The organism is Tranquillimonas alkanivorans, assembly GCF_900115595.1.
In the GTDB taxonomy this organism is placed as follows: domain Bacteria; phylum Pseudomonadota; class Alphaproteobacteria; order Rhodobacterales; family Rhodobacteraceae; genus Tranquillimonas; species Tranquillimonas alkanivorans.
The window spans coordinates 24,414-31,087 of record NZ_FOXA01000032.1; the positions used below are offsets into that span (position 1 = coordinate 24,414).

Genomic DNA, 6,674 nt, shown 5'->3' on the forward strand with positions numbered 1-6,674 from the left:
TGCCGTTCAGCGGCACGCAAAAGGGCAGGGCGAGGATGACTCTGGAAAACCGATCGCTCGAGCGCGGCTTGATGGTTCTCGAGGCGCTGTCGCGTGACCGGGCCCTGTCCCTTGCGGACCTGCACAAGGTAACCGGGCTGCCGAAATCCACGCTGCGGCGGCTTCTGGGCACGCTCGTCGCCCGGCGGGCGGTGCGGCGCTCCGTGGCCGACGGCCTTTACCGATCGAACGTCGTCCTTCCGATGGGGGCGGGTCAGCGGATGCCGGCGACGGTCGGGCCGCTGGTCGATCACGCCATGCCCCACGTGCTGGAACTCACGCGGAGGATCCAGTGGCCGTCGGACCTGCACATGGTGTCGGACCTGCGGATGACGATCGTCGATTCCACCCGGCCCGCCTCACCATTCCATCTTTACCCCGGAAGGCTGCACCGGCAGCTCAACATCTTCGGGTCCGCGTCCGGAATGGCGTGCCTCGCCGCGCTTCCCGAAGCCCACGTGGACGAGATCGCACGCCGCACGGCAGAGGACGTCACTTGGGGCCTCGCCCGTTTCGGCCTGTCGGTCGAGGCGTATCGCGAGCACTTGGAGGCGACCCGCGCCCGCGGCTACGGCGTAAGGCTCGGCACCTATCTGGGTGAGACGGTGCTGGACGACCGCCTCTGGGCGATCGCGGTCCCGGTTCGCCAGCGCGAGGCGGTCGTCGGCGCGATCACCCTCATCTGGCCGCGCGACTTCTCCTCGCCTGAAGACTTCGCCGCCACCCACCTCCGCCCGCTAGAGGAGACCGCCGACGCCGTGACCGACAGCCTCTCGGCGCTGTCGCGGGAGTAAGAATGAGCCCGCGCAGCGGCGCTTCGTCGCGTTGGACCAGGTCCTGCCGCCAAACAGATATAAAAGACTTCACGAGGAGCACCCCGATGACGACCATCACCCGCCGACGCCTCGGACCTGTGCGGTAGCATCGGGCCGAGTATGAACGGCAGGAATGGGCCGTGTCGCCTCAGCCTCGAAAGACATCCCCAGTGCGGGAGATCTGGCTCTAAACCAGCGGTCACTCGGCTGCGTTCGAGTGGCGCCCCGGCAGTACGCCCTCTGCCTCGGCTTCGGCGCGGAGCCAAGCACGGAACGCGGTGATCCTCGGCTCCTCTGCGCGCGCCTCTTGGCAGGCGACCGAGTAGATCGCCATCGGCAGGGTCACGATGTCGAAAAGACGCTCCAGCCGGCCAGAGGCGAGCGTGTTCCGCACCACTGCATCATAAGCCAGCGACACGCCCTGCGCCTGCTCCACCATTGTCGTCGCGAGTTCGCAATTCGGGTAGGTGGGGCCGGACGGGAGGTCTGTGCCGGCGAGACCGGCTGCGGCGAACCACTCTGTCCAGGCGTCGTCCGTCTCATCGTAGAAGAGGGTCTGGTGCAGCAGGTCCTCGGGCCGCTCGACCCGCTCGCGCGCCCTTAGCGCGGGCGCGATCACCGGATAGCGCGCCGAGGCCATAAGCGGCTCCACCAGCAGCCCCGGCGTCGGCTGATCCGACCATTGGATGACCACGTCCGCGTCGTTTGTCGCAAAGTCGAGCGACGGCGCGCCGTTCGACACCCGCAAACGGATGTCGAGCGCGAAATCGAGCCGGGGGAGGCGCGGCGCAAGCCAGCGTGCGGCAAAGCCCGGAGTCGACAGAACGCGAAGAAGACGCGGCCCCGCGCGCACCGACTCCGTCTCGTCGAGGAAGCTGTCGAGGAGATGGGTCAGTTTGCCCGCATAGGACTCCCCGGTCAGCGTCAGTGCCAGACGGTTGCCCGAGCGCTCGAAGAGTTGGGTGTCGAGGAAGCCCTCCAGCGCCTTGATCTGATGGCTGACGGCAGAGGGCGTCAGGCAAAGTTCGTCTGCGGCGGCCTTAACCGACATGTGCCGTGCGGTGGCCTCGAAGGCGCGGACGGCGGCGAAGGGCGGAAGCTTGCGTCCCATCTTTCTGACTGAACTCACCTCACGCGAGGCTGAAAAACGATCGTTCGGGGCCGTGTCCGACGGATCGTAACATGGCGTCACGAAAATCCGAAATTGGAGATCGGAGGGTTCCATGCCCCGCATCCGCACCGCCGTGGCGCTCGCCACGGCCCTCGTCGCCCTTTGCCCGACGGTGGCTCTCCCAAAGCCCGCACTCCGCCTCGACCCCGCACCGCAGTGGCGCGAGGCCAGAAACATGCAAGAGCTGATGGCGATCCTTGATGACTGGCTCGACGTGAACAGTGAGTGGGCGCAGCGCACGTCGACCCCGCTCATCCGGCGCGTCAGCGAATGGGAGGCGAGAGCGCGGCGCGGTACGACATCAAGCCTCCAACGCGGACCGCTCCGTGGTCTTTATGATCCTGACACGCAGGAGATCCTGCTGATCGAGCCCTGGGACCCGCGCAACACCGAAGACGTGAGCACTCTGCTGCACGAAATGATCCACCACCGCCAGGCACCGCACCACTGGTATTGCCCGGCAGCACAGGAGCTGCCGGCCTATCGGCTTCAGGAAGCCTGGCTTGGCGAGCGCGGCCTGCAGGCGGAGGTGAACTGGGTGGCGGTGGTGCTCGACGCCGGCTGCACATCGCGCGATATCCACCCGGACTGAAGCCGCGCCGCAGAGCTTGCGGGTCTGGCGTTGCCGCATGTCTGCGGGCGATCAGGGAGAGGCCGGCCTAGTCCCGTGGACCGGGCGTGCACACGGACTCATCCGATCGCCAAATCTGTGCTACAGTAGGTCACTGCATGGCGAGAGGGGGCGCTGCTATGGCGAAACCAATCGACCTGATAGGCCTCGCGGACAGGCTCGGTCCCAAGTTTTTCGATAGAATTCGGGAGTTGGACGCGGCGGACGCATTCGTTGCTGAAAACTACAAGGAACTGACGGCGGCCAAGGTCTTCTCCGCGCAGGTGCCCAAAGATCTTGGCGGTGGCGGGGTGAGTCACAGCGAAATGTGCGCCTTCCTGCGGCACCTTGCGCGGTTTTGCAGCTCGACGGCATTGGCCGTCTCGATGCATCAGCACCTGGTCTCTGCGGCGCTCTTTAATCATCGCGCGGGGCGGCCGGGAGAAATGCTTCTCAAGAAAGTTGCCGCCTCGGAGGCCGTCCTCATCTCCACCGGAGCGAACGACTGGTTGGAATCCAACGGAAGCGCTCGAAAGGTTGAGGGCGGATACCGGGTGAGCGCCGTCAAGCCGTTCACCAGCGGCTCTCCCGCCGGGGCCGCGTTCGTGACATCTGCCGTCCAGGATGACGCGGAAGGCGGGCCGCAGGTTCTGCATTTCACGGTTCCATCGAATGCCGAAGGTGTCACCTTCCTCGATGACTGGCGCACCATGGGCATGTGCGCGACCGGCTCGCAGACGGTTCGCTTCGAAGATGTCTTCGTGCCGGAGGACACCGTCGCGATGAAACGACCGCAGGGCGAGTTTCACCCCGCCTTCAATGTCATCATCACGGTGGCGGATCCGCTGGTCATGTCCGCCTACGTTGGAGCGGCCGAGGCGGCCTGCGCCATCGCCCGCGGGCGGGCGCGGAAGCGCAGAAGCGACCCGGTGGTGCCATACCTCATCGGAGAGATGGAGAACCGGCTGACCACAGCGCAATTGGCCTGCGACGACATGGTTCGGCTTGCCAACGATCTCGAGTTCACCCCGTCGGAGGAGTTGTCGAGCAAGATCCTGATCCGCAAGACGATCACTTCGAAAAACGTGATAGCGGCGGCAGAAAAGGCCATGGAAGCGTCCGGTGGCGGAGGATATTTTCGCAAGGCGGGCATCGAACGCCTGTTGCGCGATGTTCACGCCTCGCAGTTCCATCCCTTGCCGGAGAAGCGCCAGCAGCTCTTCACCGGGCGCCTGTCCCTCGGGCTTGAGCCCGTGGAAACAGCGGCAGAAGTGACCGTTGCGGCCGAGTGACATCGACACCTGCAGGGATCCGCCGTCCGGATCACCATCCGGGACATCGCCTGACATGACCTGCTGACGCGGCGGTCACGAACATGGAGATGACGATGACCTACTATGAGCTTGGAACCTACAGTCGCCATATCTCGACGGCTTCCGCTGACGCGCAGCGCTGGTTCGACCGTGGCCTCGTCTGGCTTTACGGCTTCAACCACGAGGCGGCGATCCGATACTTCAGGAAAGCATTGGAGGCCGATCCCGGGTGCGCGATGGCGCAATGGGGCATCGCGGCCGCATCGGGGCCCAACTACAACCAGCCTTGGGAGGGCATGGAACACGAGGAAAGGCAGCAGGCCGTGGCTATCGCGCGCAGTGCGATCGCTTCGCTGCAGAATGAATCGTTCGACCTGTCTGACGTGGAGCGCGCGCTGATTGACGCGGTCTCCAAGCGCTTCCCCGAAGAGGCGGTCGAGGACATCGCACCGTATCTCGACGCTTATGCCGATGCGATGCGCGAGGTTCACAAAGCGCATTCCGACGATCCCGATGTCGCCGCTCTGTTCGCCGAGGCGATGATGAACCGCACGCCCTGGCAATTGTGGGACCTGCCGACCGGTGCACCGGCCGAAGGCGCCGACACGCTCGAGGTCCGCGACGTGCTGGAGCGCGCACTGGACGCGCTCCCGGGCGCGTGGGACCATCCGGGCCTTCTGCACTTCTACATACACCTGATGGAGATGTCGGCGACGCCGGAAGCCGCTCTGCGCCACGGCGACCGGCTGAGCACACTCGTGCCCGATGCCGGTCATCTGATCCACATGGGCACGCATATCGACGTGCTCTGCGGCGACTATCACAGCGTTGTCGCCCGCAACGCGAAAGCCATCGAGGCAGATCGAAAGTGGCTGAAACGCGAGGGGGCGGACAACTTCTACACCGTCTATCGCTGCCACAACTACCACTTCCTGATCTACGGCGCGATGTTCCTGGGCCAGCCGCGCCCGGCCCTGGAGGCGGCCGAAGAACTTGTCGCAACGCTGCCGGACGAGTCGACACTGCGGGAGATGGCGGACTGGTTCGAAGCCTTCGTGCCGATGAAGATGCACGTGCTGATCCGCTTCGGCATGTGGAACGAGATCCTCGCCGCAGAGATGCCCCGGGACGCCGAACTCTACGCCATGACCACGGCAGTGATGCGCTATGCGCGCACAGTGGCGCTGGCGAACACTGGCGACATCGCGGGAGCCGAGGCGGAAACCGAGGAGTTCGACAAGACGCACAGGGCCGTTCCGGAAAGCCGAATGCTTTTCAACAACACCTGCCAGGACATCTTGAAGATCGCGGAGGCGATGATGCGGGGCGAGCTTGCCTACAAGAGCGGCGACGAAGAGGCCGCCTTCGACCATTTGCGCCGCTCCGTCGAGCTTGACGACAGTCTTCCCTACGACGAGCCGTGGGGCTGGATGCAGCCGACCAGCCACGCGCTTGGCGCCCTTCTGCTCGACGCCGGACGCTTCGAGGAAGCGGAGGCGGTCTATCGCGCCGATCTCGGCCTCGACGACACCCTCGCCCGGGCCTGCCAGCATCCCGCCAACGTCTGGAGCCTCCACGGGCTGCATGAGTGCCTGACCCGGCGCGGCGAAAACGTTGAACGACTGCACGTCCAGCGCCTGCTCGACCGAGCGCTCGCCCGCGCAGAGGTGCCGGTCCGCGCATCGTGCTACTGCCGAAGCAAGGCTGCGGCCTGACCAACCACTGATGGAGTGGGACTCTCAAAGTCTGATGCTTCAAAACCGGATTTCGATGCAGGCCCGGTGCATCGTGGGCCGAGAGGCTCCTGCCGCACGACAAGGCTGACGCCGCCTCTCCCATGGGCAGTACGTTCATGAACCCCGGTAGGTTAGGGGCTGGAAAGAGCGGATCCGGCAGAGACGCATCGTATGCTATAATGAAGGTCCTTGATCCCAAGGAGGATTTGCCATGAAAGCCCTTTTTGTAGCTTCGATAATCGCGCTTGCAGGCGCCGTTTCTGCTCAGCCTCAAGAGGCGGGGCAGGAGTACAGTCCGGGCGAACGGGAGCAGCTTGCGCAGGCTCCCATTCCCGGAGCCGAGGGGCAGACGCTCACGATCCAGCGCGTTACCTTCCCCGGCGGCTGGACCGGCGACCGACACGAGCACGCGGGTCCCGTTCACGTCTATGTCCTGGACGGTTCGCTCAAGGTGCAAGTCGACGGCGCCGAAGAGAAGGTTCTGTCAACAGGTGATTTCACCGCAGAACCGATGAACCAGCCCATGGTCGCGAGGAACGAGAGCGACGCCGAGCCGGTAACGATCCTGCTGATCCAGGTAAGCGCGGAGGGCGCGCCGATCATGACCACGACGGAGTGATGCGTTTGGGCGGCGGTGAGCCGCTATTGAACTGCCCCATTCGAGTGGTCCAGGTTGATTGTTAATGCATTGCCCTCCTTCGGTCGACGGTGACGATGGCTTCCGGGGCAGGCGGTCTGTAGCCCAGGGCGCTATGGGGGCGGATGGTATTGTAGTGGCGCCGCCATTGTTCGATGAGGATCTGGGCCTCGCGGAGCGAGTAGAAGATCTCCCCGTCGAGCAGCTCGTTGCGGAAGCGGGCGTTGAAGCTCTCACAATAGCCGTTCTCCCACGGTGATCCGGGCTCTATGAAGGCAGTTTTCGCGCCCACGGCTTCGATCCATTCACGGACCTTTCGGGCGGCGAACTCGGGCCCGTTATCGGATCTGATG

7 protein-coding genes are annotated in these 6,674 nt (G+C 64.7%); 5 read left to right on the top strand and 2 right to left on the bottom strand.

Annotated features, from left to right (window positions below; genetic code table 11):
- Positions 1 to 35: 35 nt before the first annotated feature.
- Positions 36 to 833, top strand: coding sequence for a helix-turn-helix domain-containing protein (locus BM162_RS19510; protein WP_093425283.1), 798 nt, complete (start codon positions 36 to 38; stop codon positions 831 to 833).
- A 220-nt stretch (positions 834 to 1,053) separates the two neighbouring features.
- Here the strand turns inward: BM162_RS19510 and BM162_RS19515 are convergent, their stop codons facing one another.
- Complete coding sequence (locus BM162_RS19515) at positions 1,054 to 1,965, bottom strand: LysR substrate-binding domain-containing protein (RefSeq protein ID WP_093425284.1); 912 nt, start codon at positions 1,963 to 1,965, stop codon at positions 1,054 to 1,056.
- Between the two features lie 112 nt (positions 1,966 to 2,077).
- Between BM162_RS19515 and BM162_RS19520 the strand changes: the two genes are divergently transcribed.
- The 4 genes from BM162_RS19520 (at position 2,078) to BM162_RS19535 (ending at position 6,303) form a co-directional block, all read left to right on the top strand.
- Positions 2,078 to 2,617, top strand: coding sequence for a DUF6647 family protein (locus tag BM162_RS19520; RefSeq protein ID WP_093425286.1), 540 nt, complete (start codon positions 2,078 to 2,080; stop codon positions 2,615 to 2,617).
- Positions 2,618 to 2,775: 158 nt separating this feature from the next.
- The gene (locus BM162_RS19525) at positions 2,776 to 3,927 is read left to right on the top strand and encodes an acyl-CoA dehydrogenase family protein (protein ID WP_093425288.1); all 1,152 of its coding nucleotides are present in this window, start codon (positions 2,776 to 2,778) and stop codon (positions 3,925 to 3,927) included.
- Positions 3,928 to 4,022: 95 nt separating this feature from the next.
- Entirely contained in the window at positions 4,023 to 5,663 is a 1,641-nt protein-coding gene (locus tag BM162_RS19530) for a tetratricopeptide repeat protein (RefSeq protein WP_093425292.1), read from the top strand.
- 232 nt (positions 5,664 to 5,895) lie between these two features.
- A complete protein-coding gene (locus BM162_RS19535) occupies positions 5,896 to 6,303 on the top strand; it encodes a cupin domain-containing protein (protein ID WP_093425290.1) in 408 nt (135 codons plus the stop codon).
- A gap of 61 nt (positions 6,304 to 6,364) precedes the next feature.
- On the opposite strand, the gene BM162_RS19540 is transcribed toward BM162_RS19535, so the two are convergent.
- Positions 6,365 to 6,674 (bottom strand): integrase core domain-containing protein (locus BM162_RS19540; protein WP_143096235.1); only part of this gene is annotated, 310 nt, incomplete at its 5' end.

What these genes read in the sequence shown, in the direction of transcription:
- BM162_RS19515 (WP_093425284.1), bottom strand. Translation starts at nt 1,965, where the DNA reads ATGGGACGCAAGCTTCCGCCCTTCGCCGCCGTCCGCGCCTTCGAGGCC.
- BM162_RS19510 (WP_093425283.1), top strand. Translation starts at nt 36, where the DNA reads ATGACTCTGGAAAACCGATCGCTCGAGCGCGGCTTGATGGTTCTCGAG.
- BM162_RS19530 (WP_093425292.1), top strand. Translation starts at nt 4,023, where the DNA reads ATGACCTACTATGAGCTTGGAACCTACAGTCGCCATATCTCGACGGCT.
- BM162_RS19525 (WP_093425288.1), top strand. Translation starts at nt 2,776, where the DNA reads ATGGCGAAACCAATCGACCTGATAGGCCTCGCGGACAGGCTCGGTCCC.
- BM162_RS19520 (WP_093425286.1), top strand. Translation starts at nt 2,078, where the DNA reads ATGCCCCGCATCCGCACCGCCGTGGCGCTCGCCACGGCCCTCGTCGCC.
- BM162_RS19535 (WP_093425290.1), top strand. Translation starts at nt 5,896, where the DNA reads ATGAAAGCCCTTTTTGTAGCTTCGATAATCGCGCTTGCAGGCGCCGTT.